General features: G+C 45.1%; 1 protein-coding gene. It reads left to right on the forward strand.

Annotated features, from left to right (window positions below):
- Positions 1-266 (forward strand): hypothetical protein (locus AAEY72_RS15185; protein WP_352311410.1); only part of this gene is annotated, 266 nt, incomplete at both ends.

The raw sequence follows: 266 nt of genomic DNA on the forward strand, positions 1-266 counted from the left end.
GTTAACGTCGGCCCAAAGCCATCGCTTTGTGGTGTCTGGCGTGTACGAGCTAGGTGGCGAAATTGAATCGACTCAAGCTTATGTGTCGCTTGATTATTTAGCCGATTTACTCGAGCTGGGTTCTGCCGTTTCTGGGGTACGAATTCAAGTCAATAATGTGTTTAATGCGGCGAGCATTACTCGTGATTTAGGTTTTGCCCAAGAGCAGTATTTATACATTAATGATTGGACTCGCACGCAAGGGCATTTATACCAAGATATTCAGC

This window comes from Psychrobacter sp. W2-37-MNA-CIBAN-0211, assembly GCF_040309405.1.
Lineage (GTDB): Bacteria > Pseudomonadota > Gammaproteobacteria > Pseudomonadales > Moraxellaceae > Psychrobacter > Psychrobacter glaciei.